We start from the raw sequence: 19365 nt of genomic DNA, 5'->3' as shown, positions 1-19365 counted from the left end.
CTAGCTGCGAAAGCTGAAACAGAGAATACTGATAGAGCGATGATGAGTGCGTTTTTCATAATTGGTTTACCTTGTTGTTTGATTGTTTTAGCGGGTTTCCCCTCTCGACAGGAATGATATTACCGAGATGTAGGTCACATGTAGAGGAAAGGTAGGCTTTCCATTTTGGAAATTTATGTGAATTGGATCCCATTAATTTACTGGGTGAATAATTGTTTTTGTATGACAGCCTTGCAATGCGGGGGATAGAAAGCAAAAAGCCCTGAATCAACAGGGCTTAATATTGAAGGAAAAATAGCGAATTAAAGAGAGTAAGTCAGATTTGACTTATTCCGCCAGTTGGTTGAGAACGCGGTGGCAGGTGTTATATAGCCATTCTTTTTGAGGATCGTTTTGTTTGGCTCTGTGGTAGCTCATAACGCACTTAACACGCATATCTGACAATTTCGGTAGAGCAATACCACGACAGTTCTCAGGGATCAGGCGCGACATCGTAAAAGAGTAATGATCGGAATTTCGCACAATATTTTCGATCGCGAGTGTATTCTCGACTTCCACGGTCGGCATTACTTGGTAACCAATTGCGGCGAGACGTTCTAATAGTGGATAACGAACGTCATTCCAGCCTGGATTGCGGGTGATCACAAACGGATAGTGAGTTAACTCTTCAAGCGTATGTGCGGGATGATCGTTACGCACATAAAACGTTGGGGAAACTTCACAGATAGATTTTTGTAATATGACTTGCGGTAGAGTTTCATCATAAGTGTTGAATAAAACAGAATTTTCACCTTCCACCAAGCGTGAGCGAGCCTCTAAACTCCATTGGCGCATTGAGATTTTCGCTAACGGCGCATCTTTACGTAGGGCAAGATAGAGTTTATCGCCAAAGTTATCCCAAAACAGGGCGTGGCCATAAAGGATGATTTCTTGCTTTAAGGTTTGCGGCGAAAATTCAGTATGTTGAATGGAGTCAAAGGTCGCCAATATATGCTCGAGGTGAGCAAGATTGGTATCCATAAAGGTGGTAGGTTCAAAACCATGCCGACCTTGGATAAATAGTGGGTCTTCAAAGTGTAACTTGAGCTTTGATAAAATCTTACTGATCGCACTGGACGTTTTGCCTAACGCGTCTGCAACGAGTTTAACGTTGCGTAGTTCATACATTTTGACCAAAACATAAATGCTTTGAATATCGAGGTTGTGTCCCATAAGCCGCTCACGATGATCTCCGTAATAGAAATATAGAGAATCAGAGGCGGCTAACTCAATGGAAATTCTGCAAGTTAATGTGAGGTGCGCCGCATAAGGTGGGTAATGAGGAGGTTTGCATTCATTCACACACTGCAACGTTGTGGCATGTGAATGGCTTTAGCCTTTTTGCCAGTACGCATAAAGCTGGCCAATCTCTCCACTGCATAGCAAAGGTATCGCTTGTTCGAGTTGCGGTTCTGGCCACTCCCACCATTTCATTTCTAATAGCTGAGCAATTTGTTGCTCTGAGAAGCGCTGTCGAATCACTTTAGCTGGATTACCACCAACAATAGTGTAAGGCGCCACATCTTTAGTGACGACCGCACGGCTAGCGATAACAGCCCCATCACCAATTTGAACTCCGGGCATAATCATCGCTTCTGAACCGACCCAGACATCATTACCAATAGTGGTATCTCCGGCGCGCTGGAAGGCATCCTGAGCTTGGCTAAATAAGGGATTATCTTGGTAAAAGAATGGAAAGGTTGTTGCCCAATCGTGTCGATGACCTTGATTCCCCGCCATCATAAATACGGCCCCTGACCCAATAGAGCAGTAGCTACCAATGATGAGTTTATCGACATCATCGCGATCAGGCATAAGGTAACGAGCACAATCATCAAAGCTATGCTGATGATAATAACCAGAGTAATAGCTGTATTTTCCCACGATGATGTTGGGATTGGTGACTTGTTCTTGCAGTGATTTCCCGACAAAAGGGCTGGCGAAGTAGTTTTTCATATTGATTCTTTTTATGTTGAAAAATGGCGTGACGGTGGTCGTTGCCTACTTGGGGGAATTATACTCCGGCTCAGAAAAAGTGCGATTCTTTCTCTCAGCTCGACAGTTGTATTCTGCTTAGTTGCCACAGTTTATTTTCTTGATACGTAAGTTAGATAGTGGTCATTGGCGCTTTGGCTGACCGGTAACTTCTCTTTTATTGATGAACTCTTCCATACTTACATCATATCAAGGATGACTGGGGAGATGGGTTTGCTAAAAAAAATTGCGCTTTGGTTTGGAGTCGTTTTGCCTGCGGGGCTTTGGCTAGCGCTGTTTCTTAATGATGATATTTGGTGGCTAGAAAACGTTACAGGATATCCCGCGCTATTTTTCGGTTTATATGCGAGCCTGTGCGCTCTATTTTTGATTTCTAAACATTGGTCAAAAGCGATTATTTGCGCACTCTTATCGTTGGCTTTTTTTATGCTAACGCCGGTCAACGAGCGGTCTATTATGGCTAAGTGTGAGAACAGTGTCTCGATTATCCAGTATAATATCTATTATGAAAATCCCGATATCAACCAACTGATTAGCTACTTAGTTAATCATCCGGCGGATTTAGCGGTACTGCAAGAAGTGTCACCGAAAGTTGGTGATAAGCTGCAGACTTTAAGTGACGTATATCCTTATGTTTATGGTGGCCAAGAAGGGGTTGGTTATCCCTCAGGACAGATGATACTTAGTCGTTATCCTTTGGTGGACAGTTCTGTTTTTATGACACCTGATCAGCAACATATTATTCGTACTACTTGGCAAACTGGCCAGCAGCAAGCCATTACGGTATTTACTGCTCATCCTCCTTCACCACGAACCAAAGCACTTTGGTATCGCCGTAATGCCCTAATGAAAACCATTGAGTCACTTAATCATCTTTACCCAAGTGATGAGGTACTCGTTATCGGGGATTTTAATTTATCATCAAGAAGCATGCGTTTTACCCAGTTATTTCTTGGTTTTCAAACAGCGCCAGTGGCCAGTTGGCCGAATTGGTTGCAGATTTCGTCAACGCCTGCTGCTTCGATGATTGGTATTGACCATCTATGGCTTAAATCAGCTAGTGGCTTACGACGAATTTGCCAGCGTGAAAGCTTGTCATCGCCTCATGGTTCCGATCATAAAATGATTCGAACCATGATAGGTTATTAGAGCTTGAGGTCTAAATCACGAGAGTCATTAATCGAGAGATTTTTTGAATCGCTTCGAAGCAATGAAAAGCCCAAGTAAAGTGAACCCTGCTAACCACAAGCTATCACGCCATAGATCCGTTAAGTCGGCGCCACGTAAGACAATACCGCGAATTAGGCGCATAAAGTGTGTCGCAGGCAGTACTTCTGAAATCCACTGCGCGATGACGGGCATGCCTTCGTAGGGGAACATAAAGCCTGAAAGTAGAATTGAAGGCAGCAATATAAACACCGTCATTTGCATTGCTTGTAGCTGAGTGGTCGCGATGGTTGAAATGACCAATCCGAGCGTTAAGCTGGCGGAGATAAATAACAAGGTACCGAATAAGATTTGGCTCAGTGCACCGTTAATTGGCACGCCAAAAATAAAATGCCCTAAGCCGAGAATGATCACAACTTGAATTAGGCCAACGAAAATATAGGGAACGATTTTCGCAACCATTAACTCCATCGAATGGATCGGGGTGGTAATGAGTAACTCCAAATTACCGCGTTCACGCTCTCGAACAATCGCAGCACTGGTGAATAGGATCATCGTCATGGTTAAAATCACGCCTAATAGGCCAGGTACAATATTCACCGCCGAGCGTTGTGTTGGATTATAAAAAAGTGCGACTTCGAAAGTTTTCTGCGCTGGTGGCCGGATCTCAAAATCAAAGTCGGTTAACGGCATACTTTGTAATGCCATAATCGCGTGGCTAATCATGGTATCAGAACCATCAACAATCCATTGACCGAGTTCACGGCCTTGTGCCATACGTTGAGTGAGATCAGATGGCAAGATGAGTGCCGCTCTAACTTGGCCATCTTGAATCGCTTGCTCAGCTTGCTGAGGAGTTGCGAAGCGTTGGGTAATATCGACAACTTGCGTTACTCGCACCGACTCAGTGATGACCCGTCCCGCGGCGCTTTGGCTTTGGTCAACGACAGCAATTGGAATATTGCGAACATCGGTATTAATCGCAAAGCCGAACAAGAGTAGTTGGATAAGCGGGATCATCACCACCATACCAAAGGTGATGCGGTCACGAGAAAGCTGGCGAATCTCTTTTACCATGATGGCTTTCATTCGGGCGATAGATTGCATCATTATTGGCGTCCTTCTCCGGTTACGGTAACGAACACATCTTCCAAACTTGGCCGAGCAATATTCATCTCGGCATCTTTGAGTTCGGGAAAATTATTGACCAGCCATTGAATTGGATTGTTCACTTGGTTACGAATGAGTACGCGTAAACGAATCCCTATCTGCGCCGCAGTGCGCACCTCTGATTTCCCTAAAAGTTTGCTTTTCAATTGACGTAAGTGGGGCGCTTTAACTTCGACAATATTCACCCCCATTTCAGCCATCAGCTGTTCCGGTTCACCATCAGCACGAATAACCCCAGATTCCATAATTGCAAGCCGATGGCAGCGCTCCGCTTCATCCATATAGTGGGTGGTGATCAAAATGGTGGTGCCTTGATCGCTAAGGTCAAACAATTGCTCCCAAAATTCCCGCCGGTTTTCTGGGTCAACAGCGGAAGTCGGCTCATCAAGAAACAATAACTCAGGGTTGTGCATAGTCGCAGCCGCCAGCGATAAACGCTGTTTTTGTCCACCACTCATGCCCGCAACGCGCTGGTTACGGCGCTGATCGAGGCCATAGATATCGAGCTGCTCATCAATCCGTTGCTTGAGGGCACGGCTCGGCATACCAAATATTTGGCCGATAAACTGCAGGTTTTCCTTCACAGTCAGATCGTCATACAGCGAGAATTTCTGGGTCATATAGCCAATTTTTAAACGCAGCAATTCTGACTGGCGCGGTATCTCAAGCCCCAGAACATCCACTTCGCCTGAGGTTGGGCTTAGTAGGCCAGTGAGTACGCGAATCGTGGTCGATTTCCCGCAACCATTAGGGCCAAGAAAACCGTATATGCTGCCTTTAGGGACATTAAGGTTGATCGCTTCAATCGCGGTAAAGTCACCAAACTTTTTAATCACATTTTTGGCTTGGATAGCAAATTCCGTCATGCTTACTCCTTGAACAGCGCAACTTGCGCTGCAAGACCAGAGGGCAGTGTGGTTGCACTTTGCTCTAAATCGACTTCTGCTAAATACATCCAACGAGAGCGTTCTTCTTCAGTTAAGGCGTAGTACGGAGTAAAAGAGGGCTCGGTGGCAACCCAGCGGACGGTTCCCTGATAGGGGGCTTCAACCCCATCGACAAACACTGAAACTTGTTTGCCCGGAATGAAAGTGACGCGGTAGTCTGCAGGGATATAAACGCGTGCATAAGGAACTTGGCTTGCTTGTACCACCGCCACAATACCGTTAACCGGAACTCGTTCTCCAAGGTTATAGGGTAAATTGTCTAATACGCCATCGCGTGTGGCGATGATGGTTAAATCATCCAACTTTTGCTGTTCAAGGGCGACATCCGCTTGTGTCGCAGCTAATGAGGCCCGTGCTTGTTCAATATCTTCAGGGCGCGATCCTGCGGTGAGTTTACTGAACTCTTCATTAGCGGAATCTAACTCTGCTCGGGCAGAATCTCGCGCAGCTAAAGCGGTATCTTTCTCTGATTGGCTAATGAGTTTTTTACTGACTAACTCGGCTTTGCGCTGGTAGTTTTTTTGCGCCTCTGTGAGCTGCGCTTGTGCCCTGACAACGCGAGCTTGGGCGGCAGCAATGTCTTCAGGTCGTTCACCGTTGGTTAGTTTAAGTAAATAGGCGGCAGCTTTCGCTTGCTCTGCAATGGCGTGGGCTAAAACGGCTTGCTGACTTTTGGTATCGAGTTGAACCAGCACATCGCCCGCTGTCACTGCGGTGCCTTCGCGAATCGGCAATTGGCGGATGATCTCATTGGCAGTTGCAGTAAGAGTGACGCGGTCGCGTTCAAGAGTACCGAGTGCTTTATCTTTGTCGCTGGGGGAGCAAGCTGAGAGAAGTGAAATAAACAGTACGCTAACGAAGATTTTTTGCATGCTCGATTCCTTAGAACGGGGGCAACTCTTTATAGAGTAACGAGTTTGCCACAGAGACGATGTGATCCATTACGAACTTATGTTTTAGGATTATCTATTTAGAATAGGGTAGTGCTTTTACTAAGCATTAGAAAAGAAAGATAATTCCACTATATTCATCAATTGATGAATTATAGGGATGACAGCAACACAGCCAACAAAATAAAGGCTTAACGGTGCGTTAAGCCTTACGAATGCAAATGATAATGGTGGCGTGGTTTCGTTACTGTGCTTTTAACTTGGCAAGAACGTCTATCATCGATGGCTCAATCTCATGGCCAAGCGCTTTGATCTCTTCGCTTGGCTCAACCAAATCTGGAATTTGGAATGCGTGCATTTTGGCTGAAACCGCAGATAAAACGCCATTATTAGAATCTTCAAAAGCGATGCACTGCTCAGGTTCAACACCTAGACGGCGAGCGGCGAGTTGATAGATTTCAGGGTCAGGCTTACCGTTAGTCACTTCGCAGCCGCAGGTTAAATGATCAAAGTAATGATCGATGCCTGCAAGCTTGAGCTTAATGCTGGCAAGATCTTTATGAGTAGAAGTCGCAACGGCGGTCGGAATGTTGTTGGCTTTTAACCATTCCAATAGTTCAACGACCCCTTCTTTCACCGGAATCGCCTGATGTCGCACAATGGCATCATAGTTGGCGCGCCATTCTGCATGTAATTTAGGCAAGTCGTCGCCGTAAGCATCGCGGAAAATTTTCTCAATTCCTGCCGCATTACGACCAATGATCGAGAGGTAAACATCTTGATAAAAAGGCAGTTCAACGGTTTGACATGCTTGTTTGAAGACGCGCATACAGACGCGTTCTGTATCGAGGAGAAGGCCATCCATGTCAAAGATTGCAGCTTTATAATTCATTTATTGAGTACAGCTTAATAGAGTGTAGGGAGCGTCATTGTGGCATAAAACATGACAAAAAACTTAGTGCAAAATTATAAAAACGGTTCATTTCATTGTTCGATATTGGTTAAACTAAGGCAATAAGTTTTTCACAACGTCAGTACTATAAACCATAACAAAAACAAGGTTTAACTGGCTTCATTATCGGAGTAAATATGGAAAGCAAAACAGTTGCCTTTGTTGGTTTAGGGGTTATGGGCTACCCAATGGCGGGGTACTTAAGTAAAGCTGGTTACAGCACCAAGGTATACAACCGTACTTTCGCCAAAGCGCAAAAATGGCAAGATGAGTACCAAGGCATAGCATGTGAAACGCCAAAGCAAGCTGCAGAGGGCTGCGATATCGTATTTGTTTGTGTTGGTAACGATGATGATGTGCGCAGCGTGGTGTATGGTGATGAGGGTATTTTGGCGGGCATGAAGCCAGGCGCGGTTTTAGTCGACCATACCACGACATCGGCCAATCTGGCTGTAGAACTGGCTGAAGCCGCTAAACAAGCGGGCAATGCCTTTATTGATGCCCCTGTTTCTGGTGGCCAAGCAGGGGCAGAAAATGGCGTGCTAACCATCATGTGTGGTGGTGAAGCGGCGATTTTTGAACAAGTTGCGCCAGTGATGGATGTGTACGCCAAGCAAGCGACATTGCTCGGTGAACACGGACAAGGTCAGCGTTGTAAAATGGTTAATCAGATTTGCATCGCAGGGGTGTTACAAGGCTTAAGCGAAGCGATTCAATTGGCACAAAAATCAGGCTTGGATATTGAACAAGTGGTGAATACCCTCAAGCACGGGGCTGCAGGTTCTTGGCAGATGGAAAATCGCGCGACAACCATGGCGCAAGATAAGTTTGATTTTGGCTTTGCGATTGACTGGATGCGTAAAGATCTTGGCTTCTGTCTAGAAGAAGCGCAGCGTGTTGGTCTAGAACTGCCGCTGACTCAGCAAGTTGATCAGCGCTATGCAGAGTTGCAAGATCAAGGCTTGGGCCGAATGGATACCTCTGTTCTGATCAAAGCACTAGAAAAATAGCATCGGCTATTTCCTCATCGAAATCGCTTAATGAGGGAATTGTAAACCTCACGATAACCGCTTAGGCAACTGAGCGGTTTTTTATCGCTTTGCTTTTGAACATTTCGCTTGAAATCCTAAACATGCTTGATAACAAACCACAGACATAAAAAAATCCGATATCAGAAGACTGATATCGGATTGAATTCAACCATGAGTAAACTCGTAAAGAGTTAATTCACAGTATCAAACACGCGAGAATTACTTAGTGTAAGACTGAGCGATGTTGTCAATACGTTCGTTAGCGCGAGCTGCTTCTTCTTGAGCTGCCATTGCTGCATCACCAGAAGCTTGAACGCCACCAGCTAGAGCATTTACGTCTTGGCTTAGTTGGCTAACTTGGTTGCTTAGCTCGTCAAGTTTAGCTGTTGTTGCTTCATCTGGACCTGATGCACAGCCAGCTAGTAGAAGAACTGAAGATGCCGCAGCTGCGATAATCATTTTGTTCATGGATGAACTCCTTGCAATTGTTAGTATCATTGATGCGCTATACCATGTGTTGTATAGCAACCACCTAAGTGTAGCCTGATTTATATAGTTTACACAGTAGGGAAAAGTCAAAATATTCCAAGAATTTAGCTCTATTTAGTTCGTTTGCTGGAATTTCGAGCTATGCTTGCTTGTTGTTGTGTGAAAAATACTCAGTCGTACTGAGGGAATATTTTCTGTGATCTCTATCCCTATTGTCAGCTTCGATGTATCATTACGTGTTAATTTTTGATTGATGGCAACGACAGCATGTTTGCCAAATAATACCTGCCCTGGAGAAGACTTTGCAGTTTAAAGATTTAGGCTTAGATAATCGCTTATTAAAGACCTTGAACCATTATGCCTTTAAGAAGCCGACCGACATTCAAAAACAAGCGATCCCTGTAGCGATCGCGGGTAAAGATTTGTTGGCGTCATCAAAAACAGGTTCGGGTAAGACCTTAGCGTTTGTGCTGCCAATGTTGCATAAATCACTTAAGAGCAAAGCTTTCTCGGCGAAAGACCCACGTGGTCTGATTTTGGCACCAACGCGTGAATTGGCCAAACAGGTTTATGGCGAGCTACGCGCAATGCTAGGTGGCTTGAGCTACGACGCGACATTGGTCGTGGGTGGAGAAAACTTCAACGATCAACAAAAAGCGTTGCGTCGCTACCCTAAATTCATCGTGGCAACGCCTGGACGTCTTGCGGATCACCTTGAGCACAAATCGCTTTTCCTTGATGGCTTAGAAACGCTGATCTTGGATGAAGCTGACCGCATGCTTGATTTGGGTTTTGCGCCAGAGCTTCGTCGTATTCATAAAGCAGCTAAGCACCGTCGTCGTCAAACTTTGATGTTCTCAGCAACGCTTGATCACGCAGAAATGAATGAGATCGCAGCGGAGATGCAAGACTCGCCAAAACGTATTGCTATTGGCGTGTCGAACCAAGAACACCAAGATATCACGCAGAAATTTTACCTTTGTGATCACCTTGATCATAAAGAAGCGATTCTTGATCGTGTACTAGAAGAAGCGAACTATCGCCAACTGATCATCTTTACGGCAACGCGAGCTGATACTGAGCGTTTAACGCTGAAGTTGAACGAGCAAAAACTGAAAGCCGTGGCGCTGAGTGGTGGTCTAACTCAAACTCAACGTAATACGATTATGAGCCAGTTTGAGCGTGCGGTATTTAAGATCCTTGTGACGACCGATATTGCTTCTCGTGGTCTTGATATTGCCAACGTAACTCACGTAGTTAACTTCGACATGCCAAAGCATACTGAAGAATACGTTCACCGTGTCGGTCGTACTGGTCGTGCGGGTAACAAAGGTGACGCGGTATCTTTGGTTGGTCCGAAAGACTGGGATAGCTTTAAGCGTGTTGAAGCGTACTTGCATCAAGATCTTGCGTTCTCAACGTTTGAAGGTCTTAAAGGTAAGTTTAAAGGCATTAAGCCACCTAAACCAGCGGTACAAAAAGGCAAGACGGATTACCGCAATAAAGGTAAAACTCAAGCGAAGAAAGTGGTTAAGAAGCCAGTTAAGCGTGATAAGAGCTTCTACCAACACGTGGCGGTGGGTGATTCAGTCTTCATTCCGAAGAAGAAAGTCGCACCAAAAGTGGACGACGAGTAAACACTCTCGCGTTAATTATCGAAGGTCACCTCAGGGTGGCCTTTTTTGTATGTTGATTATGGAATTGGCTTTTCGAGATAGTTGATTTAAATAAAAAGGCACCCGAAGGTGCCTTTGACTTATAACTTATTTTTGTTTCCAAACGAGTTTGAAATTATTGGCTGATTTTATTCAGGTAATCCATGTTTAGTTCAATCCCTAAACCCGGAGCGTCGCTTACTGCAATCATACCATCGATGATTGGCGGCTCATTTAAGGTTAGATTTTGAGTCAGTTCACCTTGCCAGAATTCCTGATGCAGATATTCAATGTAGTGATCTGTTTTCATCGCAGCGCCAAAGTGGCGCGCTGCTGCAGATGTAATGCCGGTTTTCCAGTTGTGTGGCATCAGAATCGCATTGTGATATTCACATAGCTCTTCGATACGTAACAGCTCTGTTAGACCACCGCAGCGATTGTAATCGGATTGAACCACTGAAATACCCGTCGTATTTAACCATTCTTGTGCTTCAAAGCGAGTTGTCGACATTTCAGCGCCACATAAACGTGTCGAGAGGCACGCCGCGAGTTTCTTATGACCGATTAAATCATCATGTTGAAGTGCTGCTTCGACAAAATAAAGGTCGATATCTTTGAGTTGCTCGAATGTCCAACGTGCAGCCTGCCAATCATGCCAGCGGTATAAGCAATCCACCATCATATCGATATCATGACCAAGTAGATTACGCAGTTCGCGAAGATACCAAACAATCTCTCTATCTGTCGCAGGGCAGCTAGGCATGATGCAAACCTTAACAGCTTTAGCACCTACCGCTTTCGCTTTATCGAATAGTACAGCGTATGCATCGATGATTTCTTGTAGAGAAGCATCTGACGATACACTCGGGTATAGAGTGAAATAAGGGGTAATCTTGTCGCGATTTTTACCACCCATCAGTTGGTATGCAGGTACGCCAAGCTGTTTGCCAGCAAGATCGTACAGAGCCATGTCGATACCCGAAATGACAAACATTCCTAGACCACGCATGCCAACCCATCGAGTGGTGTCGTACATTTTTTCCCAAATAGAGCGGAATGCCATTGGTTCGCGGCCAATCACCGCTTCTTTAATATTTTTAAGCCATTTATGTTCGGTTTCTAATTCGGCAAAGGCTTTGATGACTTCAGGGGAACCATCGGCTTCGCCAATACCGTACATACCGTTCTCATCAGTCACTTTTACGATAACGGTATTTTCACTCCAGTTTGTCGCTTCAACATTGACTGGAATAAATTCAACAGAGGTGATTTTTGCAATAGACATTGTTATGCCTCAACTTTATTTAGTTCAACAGCGTTATCGCTTACTTGTGCTGGTGTGGTAACCGTTTGTACAAAAAGCTCAGGATGGTCACGGCGAATCCATTTCATTAAACACACGACTAGCATGAAATAAAGAACAATCATTGGTAGGCCAACAACCACACACATTGATTTAATGGTATCTATGCTTCCGCCCATGAAGAATGCTGCCATCGATACCGCACCGATACCAATTGCCCAAATCATACGTACTGAAACATCAGGATCTGCGTCATGGTCCAGTTCTTTAGTCGTCATCATTGATACAGCCATTGCTGCTGATGTCATTGTCGTCGACATAAGGAAGAACTCAACGACTAAGAACGTCACCAGAATGATACCGCCAAATGGCAAAGATTTAATAGTTTGAATAATTGCGCTTGATACGCCGGATTCCGTCATCCATTGTAAAATAGGTAATGCGCCGGTGATTTCGTTAAATACAGAGTAGCTACCAAAAATAGCAATAAAGAATGAACAGCCAGCAGAACCAAAAGTAATGGTTGTTAGGACTAGTTGTTTGATCGTACGGCCTTTAGAGATGCGAGCAAGGAAAACACCCATCATCACCAAGTAAGCGAAGTACCAAGCCCAGTAATACATCGTCCAAGCTTGTGGGAAGCCAGATTTCTGTACAGGGTCGGTCCAGAAGCTCATTCGGATGTAGTTGTTAAACATCACACCTAAGCTATCGAAGAAGTAAGAGAAAATGAAAGCTGTTGGACCAGAGATTAGAATGATCAAACCTAGCGCAAATGCAGCGTATACACACGCATTAGCAAGTTTTGACACACCTTTCTTCATACCTGCAAACATAACGAGTGCATAGAAAGCGATAAAGAGAACAATGATGCTCACTTGCACTTCGATGCCATTTTGAATGCCAGTTAGGTTTTCAATACCTGCACCGATGAGGTCTACAGCAAGTCCCATCGAGGTAGAAAACGCACCAAGTGTACCGAAAATAGCAACGATATCGATGATGTAACCAACGATGCCTTTAGCGTGTTTTTCACCAATAATATCAACAAGTAGTTGGCTAAGACGAAGATTACGGCGTTTCATCTTGTGCAAGTAGTAGGCAAATGGAACTGCAGGCAAACAGAAAATAGCCCAACCAGTTGGTCCCCAATGGAACAACGTGTAGGTGATAAGCCATTGTGCTGCCTCAGGAGATCCTTGCTCTGCAAACATCGGTGGACTTTGCATGTAGTACATCGGTTCGCCAACGGCCCAGAAAATCAACGCAGCGCCTACGCCAGCAGAGAAAATCATGAACGCATAGCTTGAATAGCTAAATTCAGGAGTGTCTGAATCAGTTCCCAGTTTGATGTTACCAAAACGGCTGAATGCAAGGTAAAGGAGGAACATCAAAGATGAAAAACCAGCAAGCTGGATAAACCAACCGATATCGTTGGTTACCCATTTCATGCCGGCATTTGCAGCCGCACCTGATTGTTCAGGGAAGAATACAGCGAGCCCGAGCGCCAAGAACGTAAAGCTTATGGCAGGCCAGAACAGTTTGTGGTCTAGGTTATTGAATTTCATTGCAATTCCTTGCTAATTATAATTTGCTGCCGTTCTCAATCATGATGGCGCGAATAGTCGACACATCAAGGTCACGGATAGCGGTATTTGTATTTATTGCTTGTACCGCTGCAACCCCAGCTGCGTGGCCAAGTTCAAAGCATTGTGCGGTCACGCGTGCTGATGCAAGAGCCTCGTGCTCTGCACTTAGGCAGCGGCCTGCGACGATGATGTTTTCACCAATAACAGGGACTAGCGTGTGGAATGGGATATCGTAGTAATCGTTCAGTAGCCAATGCAGTTTAGGTTTGTCACCAGAATGCAATTCGATCGGCCAAGGGGTACGACAAATGCCGTCTTCACGTTTGCGGCAGTTAACCACGTCTTCGTTAGTCAGTGTTTCCACACCAACAATCGAACGAGTCTGACGAATACCCACTTCAACACCGGTATCCACCACGTAAGCATTTTCACAACCCGGGACGTATTTATTGAGGAAGCGTGCGTAATCGCGAACTTGGCGACGGCCAAAAATCTCTGCTTCAGTGAAATCTTTCGGATCGATAACGTTCAATGTGCGGCCATCTTGCCCGGCTAAGCGAGTCGCGTTGACCATGAGTTCACTAGGGCGAGTGGTCGGGAATATCCAAATCTTATGGCGTGGAAGATCGTAGTCACCGGTTGCATTCGCCGCGAGAATGTTCTCGGTTACTTTTGGTGGACAAATAGTATCTTCACCGTAGTACGCAAGGTACTTATCCATATCTACACCCGCATAGCGGAAGAACATGGTTGGGTTTTGAATACGACCATTATCACCGAAGTAGTAATCCATACCCGCGCGCGCTACCACTGCCGCATCGCCAGAGGCATCGATGATTTGTTTGCTAAGAATGATGCTTTGACCTGCGTTCGACTCAATGACTACACCTTTAAACGCATCGCCATCCATGATCGCGCCAGTAACGGCAGTATGAAATAACGTCGTTACGCCAGCTTGCTCAAGAAGGTCATCGGCGACTTCGCGCCATACCAACGGATCGTGTGTTACGGTGAAGGTCTTGCCGTAAATTTGTGGCGGCGTCACACCACCACGTTTTTCCAACTCTTGACGAAAACGCTCAGTGAAACCGAACACAACCTGTTCTGGTTGAGCATTCTCATCTTCTGTAGCCATGTACATGCCGCAAATCGTGCCTGATAGGCCTGCCACCGCAGCACCGCCGCAAAATCCATATTTCTCAATCAGCCATGTGTCTTTACCCATGCGACTAGCCGTTTCCGCTGCGGCTACGCCTGCAGGGCCACCACCAATAACCAATACCTCGGTTTCTGCCAAAATTGGCAGATCAGGTAGAGATTCAAAACGACGGATAATGTTCCAAGATTTCATTGTTGCCTCACTAATAGATGACTGATGTTCATCTGATATATCAGTTGTATGTTTTTAATATATGCCCGTATTTTTTGTGGTACAATTAATTTCGTCCTTAATGTGAGATTGCTCACTAAAGAATTTATCGAGGGAACAAAAGGGAATGAAAATTAACCCCGTAAATAAGAATGAAGTTGCTTATCATCAGCTTGAGAAAATGATTATCTTCCGCGAACTAGAGCCGGGAAGTATGGTGAGTGAAAAGCAATTGGCCGAAAACTTAGGTTTGGGCCGCACGCCGGTACGCGAAGCATTGCAGCGCTTGTCTTATGAGCGAATGGCTGAGATCCATCCGAGAAGGGGAATTCAAATTCCGCCAATTTCAGTGGAGAGCCAACTGAAAATACTGGAAGTACGTCGTGATATAGAAGCCTTGTGTGTGCGTTATGCAGCGTCGCGAGCAAGCGTGGATGAAAAGCAGCAAATGCAACAGCTCGCCGATGATTTAGAAATTTGCGCGCAAAATCGTGACGATTTTGAATACGCGGAATTGCTTAAAGAGATCCATACGCTACTCGTCAAAGCGGCTGACAACGAATATCTGGAATTAGCGATGGCACCACTGCAAGGTTTGTCTCGTCGATTTTGGTTTGCTTACAAAGACGAAGGGCAAGATCTTGTTGCTGCATCATCGCTGCATGCCGCCGTGTTAAGAGCGGTGAGCCACACTGATGCTGAAGAGGCGGTTGCGGCGTCCCATCGCCTCAATGACTATCTCACCGATGTTGCCTATCGCAGTATCAAACCACGTAAGTAACACGACTTTCGTCGTGATAACTTAGTGCGCAGAGGCGTACCTATTCAGTTCACACCTTAGGCAAAATTAAATGCAAAATAGAAAGGGCAGTCCAATGGACTGCCCTTTGTGTTTATATCGTTCTGCCATCATGTGATTTATGGCATCAAAGACTGACTTAGAAAATCAGATGCGCAACACCCGCGATAACAGGCAAGGTGATCAGTGTACGCAGAATAAAAATCGCAAATAGTTCAAAAATGTTTACTGGGATACGGCTACCAAGTAGTAGTGCGCCCACTTCCGACATGTAAATTAGCTGAGTGACTGACATCGCTGCAATCACAAAGCGAGTCATTTCGCTATCAATAGACGCGGCAAGAATCGATGGAATAAACATATCCGCAAAACCAATTACGATGGTTTTAGATGCTTCAGCCGCTTCCGGTACGCCCAATAGCTCTAAGTAAGGTACAAATGGTTGACCTAAGAAGGTAAACACAGAGGTGTATTCAGCAATAATCAATGCCACTGTACCTAGGCCCATCACGACCGGTAGTACACCAAACACCATATCAACCGCGTTATGTACGCCTTCGGTTAAGATGGTTTTCCATGACTTAACACGGCCTGCTTTCAACAGTGCCAGTTCCATACCCCATGTAAAGCTAGAGTGACCTTCTGGGATGGCATCAGCATCGTCCGCTGGTTTCGTACCATCGATAAAGGTATCTTTTTTGTAGCATAGCGGTGGTAGGCGAGGAATGATAATCGCTGCAACAAAACCTGCTAAACAGACTGCGCCGTAAAAAGGTAAGAACATGTGTTCTAGATTGACTTGCGCAATCACCACAAGACTAAAAGTAATCGATACTGCTGAGAATGTTGTACCAACAACGGCCGCCTCACGCTCAGTATAGAATTTGTTTTCGTACTGTTTGCTGGTTAATAGAATACCGACACTACCGTCACCTAACCAAGATGCCATACAGTCAATTGCGCTGCGACCCGGTAGGTTAAATACAGGGCGCATTACTTTTGCTAGTAAGGTGCCAAACAGTTCAAGTAGACCGAAGTTAAGTAGCAGTGGTAGTAGCAAACCCGCGAAAATGAACACGGAGAACAGGGTTGGTAGCAAGCCTTCTAATACAAGGCCACCAGTGTTTGGCTCCCAAATCGCTTTTGGGCCGATTTGGAAATAAGTAAGCACGATGGCGATACCACCAAGTACACGTACCGCTAACCAAAGAGGGCTTGGGTTAAACAACCCATTTAAAAAATGGCTGTTAGCGATGAATGAAGGGTTTTTAATTCGACATAGTAGAGAAGCCGTTGCCATAAATGCAACGATAGCAGTGATCATCTCAATCAGGAAATCGCCAAAGAGTGCTTGGATGGATTTCGCTAAAATGGCAACAGGGATAGTGATATCACCGTTGTAGCTCACTGGAGCCATGAAAAGGAACACACCGATTAACGATGGGATAAAGAAAACCCAAAAATTGCCTTTGGCTTTGTGTGTTTCGGTTGTTTGAGTACTGTTTTTCATTAGGAATCTCATGTTACAACTAGTCAATATACACCGAGTCCTTGGCATATATATTCACTAAACATCCGTATTCAGTCATTGCAGGCAAGACTACTGGTTTTTCGTTGTTATCGCAAGACTATTCAATATTATCCGCTAAATATTCATGATTTAATATTTTTTAAGCAGTTAATCAGGGGCTTATCTGTTGTTGACTTTCATTTATCAGGTACTTGCGATGAAAGAATCACCGTTTGATGTGTAATGAATATCGGCTATCAATACTATAAGAGGTTAAAGCTCCATTTCTCACGCTATAGAGTGAATGGAAAACCAGAACAATCATTTTCTAATTTAACCGTTTGATCTTCGCTTTCTGACCCTCATTTCATTGGCTTACCCAAGGTTAGTTGGAAGGTAGGGATGTTTCAATGTTAGCAATACAGGCCAGAGGGCAGTGATTATCGTCAGGGAGCGAGTGACATTACGAACTGTTAGCAGCGACATTGGCAGTGAAAGGGGGACGGAGCAGAGCGCGCTTAACGCGCTCGTGTTTGGTACAAGTAAAACCAATAGCCAATCGCTAAGGTAAGCGCAAGCGCAATCGGTGCCATCAGTGAGCTAATCGCATAAAGACTAAAGAGCTTCGCGCCCGCGATGCCGCCAGAAAGAAAACCGGCAAAAATAAATAAAAACAGTTTGGCTTTACGATAGTCGAAGCGTTCGCCACGTAAACGAGCCCCAATCATGATGCCGAGGTCAGTGATGATGCCAGTCATATGCGTTGTACGCACCACTGCGCCACTAAAAGTGGTGATCATCGCGTTTTGTAGGCCACAGGCTGCAGAAGCAAAGTATTGCCCTGAAGTAACATTTTGTTTTAACAAAAGGTAAGCAACAAACAGTAAGCCCGCTTCAATACATAGGGCAAAGCCATAGCGACGGCCAAGCTTTAACGCGGTACTTTCCATAAAAGCGCCGCTTAATGTTGCGCCCATCAAAAAGCTTAACAGAATCATGAAGAGGTGGCTGGTCATGCCATCAAGTGCTTCAATACTGGTGCCAAGCAATGTCACCGTACCTGAGATGTGAGAAACCGCTTGGTGTTGAAAGCCAAGCAAGCCAATCGCGTTGACTATTCCTGCAAGAAGGGCAAGTAGGAATGCTCCGTATTCCACCCAGCGTGGTAGTCGAGAAATCACAAATTTACTCCCAAAATCTAGGCGTGGATTATAGCGCTGGTAAGAGCTGTTCGATAGTGAAAGTTAGCGTAATAACAGCGTTATTGAGCCTGCTCAATTTGGCAGTCAAATTTAACCCAACCTTGTTTGTGTTGTTCATACACAGAAAAACTGGGTTGAGGGAGATCGTGCTGGTCAAAGATGCCGACCGGAATCACTAAATGTTCGGGGGCGATAGATAGTGCTAATAACATCGTGGTGCCACAACGTGGACAAAAAGAGTAGCTTACTTGTTGGCCTGAGTCGCTCATACGCGTGTATTCTGTCAATTCACCACTGTAGCTCACCTGTGTGCGATAAAAGCGAGCTTGAACACCAAAGACACTTCCTGTTCTTTTCTGGCATGCAAAACAATGGCAAATGGCGGTTCGGATTGGTTCACCATGACAAATGAGATTGACTTGGCCACAGCTGCATTGAGCAATTCTCGTGAGTGGTGGAGTAACGGTGTGATGTGAGACGTGCTGAGTCATGGTCGCTCCTTGAGATAACCAACGGCTACTGATAAGGTTGATTCCCAATTATTGATTACAATGTCGGTTATTTACCCTCTCAACTACGGACAACTTGAGCGTGCAAATGAAAAAGCGTCTACTACCGATCCCTCTGATTCTTCTTATACCTATTGTATTACTCGTTGTGGTGATTGTCGCTGGCGTCTACCGGTTTAGCCTCGATGATGAGGAAATTTTAGCTAAGTTTCCTTCACAGGTGCAAGGCCAAGCCAAGAGTCATGATGGTGTGATGCAGCAAGTCTTTCACCTTTCTACGCCGAACCCTTGGACTATTAGCGTCCCTGAGAGCCATGCATTTGCGCTGATTGAGCAAATCGATGAAAAACAACAATGGGCACTCGGTCGTTATGATTCTGGGGTAGAACGAGGCCAACTTAGCGTGAGTCTTGATTGGTTGACTGTGCTCGATAAACAACAGTATTTATCGATTATGACGGTATCCAATCAAGGCAGTGGCATTTTCTATTACTTGGCCAGTTTTAAATATGATCAGCAGCGTCAGCGCTTAGTGTTAGTTGACGAGACATTATTAGGCGATCGCATTCAGATTGATAAGCTCAATGTGGACTCGTCCGCTGTGCAAGTGAGCTATCGTCAGCATGGTGCAACGCAATCGTATGCTGAACAACCGTCGGATGTCTCCATTACCAATTACAGACTGAACGATAAATTGCAATTCAAAGCGTTACCGTGAGTCCCGGGTTGTGACTGTGATATTAATTGCC

At 45.1% G+C, this 19365-nt stretch carries 18 protein-coding genes; 5 read left to right on the top strand and 13 right to left on the bottom strand.

Annotated elements, in window-relative coordinates:
* Nucleotides 1–327: 327 nt before the first annotated feature.
* Both RH86_RS13470 and catB read right to left on the bottom strand, forming a co-directional pair.
* Nucleotides 328–1212 carry a LysR family transcriptional regulator gene (locus tag RH86_RS13470; protein ID WP_009386714.1) on the bottom strand — a complete coding sequence of 295 codons (885 nt, stop codon included), beginning with the start codon at nucleotides 1210–1212 and terminating at the stop codon, nucleotides 328–330.
* Nucleotides 1213–1371: 159 nt separating this feature from the next.
* Nucleotides 1372–1995, bottom strand: coding sequence for a type B chloramphenicol O-acetyltransferase (gene catB, locus RH86_RS13465; RefSeq protein WP_009386713.1), 624 nt, complete (start codon nucleotides 1993–1995; stop codon nucleotides 1372–1374).
* 246 nt (nucleotides 1996–2241) lie between these two features.
* Between catB and RH86_RS13460 the strand changes: the two genes are divergently transcribed.
* Nucleotides 2242–3183 carry an endonuclease/exonuclease/phosphatase family protein gene (locus RH86_RS13460; RefSeq protein WP_009386712.1) on the top strand — a complete coding sequence of 314 codons (942 nt, stop codon included), beginning with the start codon at nucleotides 2242–2244 and terminating at the stop codon, nucleotides 3181–3183.
* Nucleotides 3184–3210: 27 nt separating this feature from the next.
* Here the strand turns inward: RH86_RS13460 and RH86_RS13455 are convergent, their stop codons facing one another.
* The 4 genes from RH86_RS13455 to RH86_RS13440 form a co-directional block, all read right to left on the bottom strand.
* Complete coding sequence (locus tag RH86_RS13455) at nucleotides 3211–4308, bottom strand: ABC transporter permease (RefSeq protein ID WP_175422552.1); 1098 nt, start codon at nucleotides 4306–4308, stop codon at nucleotides 3211–3213.
* 2 nt (nucleotides 4309–4310) lie between these two features.
* Nucleotides 4311–5237 (bottom strand): ABC transporter ATP-binding protein, encoded by a 927-nt coding sequence (locus RH86_RS13450; protein ID WP_009386710.1) that lies wholly within the window; start codon nucleotides 5235–5237, stop codon nucleotides 4311–4313.
* A 2-nt stretch (nucleotides 5238–5239) separates the two neighbouring features.
* Nucleotides 5240–6190, bottom strand: coding sequence for an HlyD family secretion protein (locus RH86_RS13445; RefSeq protein WP_009386709.1), 951 nt, complete (start codon nucleotides 6188–6190; stop codon nucleotides 5240–5242).
* 262 nt (nucleotides 6191–6452) lie between these two features.
* On the bottom strand, nucleotides 6453–7100 hold the full coding sequence (locus RH86_RS13440) for an HAD family hydrolase (RefSeq protein ID WP_009386708.1): 648 nt from the start codon (nucleotides 7098–7100) through the stop codon (nucleotides 6453–6455).
* A 197-nt stretch (nucleotides 7101–7297) separates the two neighbouring features.
* Between RH86_RS13440 and RH86_RS13435 the strand changes: the two genes are divergently transcribed.
* Entirely contained in the window at nucleotides 7298–8170 is an 873-nt protein-coding gene (locus RH86_RS13435; RefSeq protein WP_009386707.1) for an NAD(P)-dependent oxidoreductase, read from the top strand.
* 240 nt (nucleotides 8171–8410) lie between these two features.
* On the opposite strand, the gene RH86_RS13430 is transcribed toward RH86_RS13435, so the two are convergent.
* Nucleotides 8411–8659, bottom strand: coding sequence for an Lpp/OprI family alanine-zipper lipoprotein (locus RH86_RS13430; RefSeq protein ID WP_005595213.1), 249 nt, complete (start codon nucleotides 8657–8659; stop codon nucleotides 8411–8413).
* Nucleotides 8660–8982: 323 nt separating this feature from the next.
* Here RH86_RS13430 and RH86_RS13425 point away from each other — a divergent pair, with 323 nt between their 5' ends.
* Nucleotides 8983–10317, top strand: coding sequence for a DEAD/DEAH box helicase (locus RH86_RS13425; protein ID WP_009386706.1), 1335 nt, complete (start codon nucleotides 8983–8985; stop codon nucleotides 10315–10317).
* A gap of 154 nt (nucleotides 10318–10471) precedes the next feature.
* On the opposite strand, the gene RH86_RS13420 is transcribed toward RH86_RS13425, so the two are convergent.
* Genes RH86_RS13420 through RH86_RS13410 form a run of 3 tightly spaced genes read right to left on the bottom strand, consistent with a single transcriptional unit; the run spans nucleotide 10472 to nucleotide 14578 of the window.
* Nucleotides 10472–11620, bottom strand: coding sequence for a mandelate racemase/muconate lactonizing enzyme family protein (locus RH86_RS13420; protein WP_009386705.1), 1149 nt, complete (start codon nucleotides 11618–11620; stop codon nucleotides 10472–10474).
* Between the two features lie 2 nt (nucleotides 11621–11622).
* The gene (locus tag RH86_RS13415) at nucleotides 11623–13206 is read right to left on the bottom strand and encodes a BCCT family transporter (RefSeq protein ID WP_009386704.1); all 1584 of its coding nucleotides are present in this window, start codon (nucleotides 13204–13206) and stop codon (nucleotides 11623–11625) included.
* 16 nt (nucleotides 13207–13222) lie between these two features.
* Nucleotides 13223–14578, bottom strand: a complete 1356-nt coding sequence (locus tag RH86_RS13410; RefSeq protein ID WP_009386703.1) for an FAD-dependent oxidoreductase — start codon at nucleotides 14576–14578, stop codon at nucleotides 13223–13225.
* A 145-nt stretch (nucleotides 14579–14723) separates the two neighbouring features.
* Here RH86_RS13410 and RH86_RS13405 point away from each other — a divergent pair, with 145 nt between their 5' ends.
* Nucleotides 14724–15377, top strand: coding sequence for a GntR family transcriptional regulator (locus RH86_RS13405; protein WP_009386702.1), 654 nt, complete (start codon nucleotides 14724–14726; stop codon nucleotides 15375–15377).
* A gap of 157 nt (nucleotides 15378–15534) precedes the next feature.
* Here the strand turns inward: RH86_RS13405 and RH86_RS13400 are convergent, their stop codons facing one another.
* From RH86_RS13400 to RH86_RS13390, 3 genes are all read right to left on the bottom strand, one after another.
* Nucleotides 15535–16905: a YjiH family protein gene (locus RH86_RS13400; RefSeq protein ID WP_009386701.1), complete on the bottom strand. Its 1371-nt coding sequence runs from the start codon at nucleotides 16903–16905 to the stop codon at nucleotides 15535–15537.
* Between the two features lie 518 nt (nucleotides 16906–17423).
* The gene (locus RH86_RS13395) at nucleotides 17424–18086 is read right to left on the bottom strand and encodes a YoaK family protein (protein WP_009386700.1); all 663 of its coding nucleotides are present in this window, start codon (nucleotides 18084–18086) and stop codon (nucleotides 17424–17426) included.
* Between the two features lie 80 nt (nucleotides 18087–18166).
* The gene (locus RH86_RS13390) at nucleotides 18167–18598 is read right to left on the bottom strand and encodes a GFA family protein (RefSeq protein ID WP_009386699.1); all 432 of its coding nucleotides are present in this window, start codon (nucleotides 18596–18598) and stop codon (nucleotides 18167–18169) included.
* Nucleotides 18599–18704: 106 nt separating this feature from the next.
* Between RH86_RS13390 and RH86_RS13385 the strand changes: the two genes are divergently transcribed.
* Entirely contained in the window at nucleotides 18705–19334 is a 630-nt protein-coding gene (locus tag RH86_RS13385; protein WP_009386698.1) for a hypothetical protein, read from the top strand.
* The last annotated feature ends 31 nt before the right edge of the window (nucleotides 19335–19365 follow it).

The sequence above is a fragment of the Vibrio sp. N418 genome (genome assembly GCF_000222565.1).
In the GTDB taxonomy this organism is placed as follows: domain Bacteria; phylum Pseudomonadota; class Gammaproteobacteria; order Enterobacterales; family Vibrionaceae; genus Vibrio; species Vibrio scophthalmi.
This window is presented reverse-complemented; position numbering and strand designations above follow the sequence as displayed.

Excerpts from the sequence above, each read along its gene's own strand:
- RH86_RS13470 (WP_009386714.1), bottom strand. The coding sequence starts at position 1,212 with ATGGGACACAACCTCGATATTCAAAGCATTTATGTTTTGGTCAAAATG.
- catB (WP_009386713.1), bottom strand. The coding sequence starts at position 1,995 with ATGAAAAACTACTTCGCCAGCCCTTTTGTCGGGAAATCACTGCAAGAA.
- RH86_RS13460 (WP_009386712.1), top strand. The coding sequence starts at position 2,242 with ATGGGTTTGCTAAAAAAAATTGCGCTTTGGTTTGGAGTCGTTTTGCCT.
- RH86_RS13455 (WP_175422552.1), bottom strand. The coding sequence starts at position 4,308 with ATGCAATCTATCGCCCGAATGAAAGCCATCATGGTAAAAGAGATTCGC.
- RH86_RS13450 (WP_009386710.1), bottom strand. The coding sequence starts at position 5,237 with ATGACGGAATTTGCTATCCAAGCCAAAAATGTGATTAAAAAGTTTGGT.
- RH86_RS13445 (WP_009386709.1), bottom strand. The coding sequence starts at position 6,190 with ATGCAAAAAATCTTCGTTAGCGTACTGTTTATTTCACTTCTCTCAGCT.
- RH86_RS13440 (WP_009386708.1), bottom strand. The coding sequence starts at position 7,100 with ATGAATTATAAAGCTGCAATCTTTGACATGGATGGCCTTCTCCTCGAT.
- RH86_RS13435 (WP_009386707.1), top strand. The coding sequence starts at position 7,298 with ATGGAAAGCAAAACAGTTGCCTTTGTTGGTTTAGGGGTTATGGGCTAC.
- RH86_RS13430 (WP_005595213.1), bottom strand. The coding sequence starts at position 8,659 with ATGAACAAAATGATTATCGCAGCTGCGGCATCTTCAGTTCTTCTACTA.
- RH86_RS13420 (WP_009386705.1), bottom strand. The coding sequence starts at position 11,620 with ATGTCTATTGCAAAAATCACCTCTGTTGAATTTATTCCAGTCAATGTT.
- RH86_RS13415 (WP_009386704.1), bottom strand. The coding sequence starts at position 13,206 with ATGAAATTCAATAACCTAGACCACAAACTGTTCTGGCCTGCCATAAGC.
- RH86_RS13410 (WP_009386703.1), bottom strand. The coding sequence starts at position 14,578 with ATGAAATCTTGGAACATTATCCGTCGTTTTGAATCTCTACCTGATCTG.
- RH86_RS13405 (WP_009386702.1), top strand. The coding sequence starts at position 14,724 with ATGAAAATTAACCCCGTAAATAAGAATGAAGTTGCTTATCATCAGCTT.
- RH86_RS13400 (WP_009386701.1), bottom strand. The coding sequence starts at position 16,905 with ATGAAAAACAGTACTCAAACAACCGAAACACACAAAGCCAAAGGCAAT.
- RH86_RS13390 (WP_009386699.1), bottom strand. The coding sequence starts at position 18,598 with ATGACTCAGCACGTCTCACATCACACCGTTACTCCACCACTCACGAGA.
- RH86_RS13385 (WP_009386698.1), top strand. The coding sequence starts at position 18,705 with ATGAAAAAGCGTCTACTACCGATCCCTCTGATTCTTCTTATACCTATT.